Origin of the sequence: Modestobacter versicolor (assembly GCF_041028285.1) — a bacterium.
Lineage (GTDB): Bacteria > Actinomycetota > Actinomycetes > Mycobacteriales > Geodermatophilaceae > Modestobacter > Modestobacter versicolor_A.
Genome location: NZ_JABGDB010000028.1, coordinates 1 through 633, shown reverse-complemented (window position 1 = coordinate 633; position 633 = coordinate 1). Strand labels below are relative to the sequence as shown.

At 42.8% G+C, this 633-nt stretch carries 1 protein-coding gene; it reads right to left on the bottom strand.

What is annotated here, in order from left to right; genetic code table 11:
• A partial coding sequence (locus HL054_RS22105; RefSeq protein ID WP_369141284.1) for a hypothetical protein occupies nt 1–608 on the bottom strand: 608 nt, incomplete at its 3' end.
• Nucleotides 609–633: the final 25 nt, after the last annotated feature.

Below are 633 nucleotides of genomic sequence, written 5' to 3'. Positions count from 1 at the left end.
ATGTTGAAATTGGCGGCTAAACCAACCTCATTATACATTTTCGCGGTCAAATACTGGTGATATTCAATCATCGACTGAATAGTTACGCCGCCAGCATTAACCGCCGTCTGGACGCGCACACCTTCAAAGAACGGGTTTTCACCGATAACGGAAATATCGCCGTCGATAATTTTACGTAAATAACTTTCGGCGCTTTCTTTCGTCTTGTCGTCAGGCGCGGAAATAGTTTTAACCGAACGGGAGTTAAAACCCCACACCACCATATTAATATCGTTTTCGACAATAAGCGTATTTTGTTTCTCATAATACGGGAGTAATCCCATACGCAAATCATCGTTACAAATTAATACGCCGTCTTTCGACAGGTCGAGAGTTTTATTAAAATTCAGCGCGACATTGCTGATAGTGATTTCGGTCGGTTCACCATATGGGCTTTTAGTTTGACCGCCGAGAGAGCCAACGAAAGCATACAATTTACCATCAGGCGCTTTAGTAATGAAAGCGTAGCCGTGAACCTGTAAAAGCCGCTCCAGTTCTTTACGCGGAATAGTGTCAGGCAATCCCGCATATTCAAACATCGACAGCGTTTTAGTGAGCATATAGTTCACCAATTGCGTGATGTTTTTCTTTTTA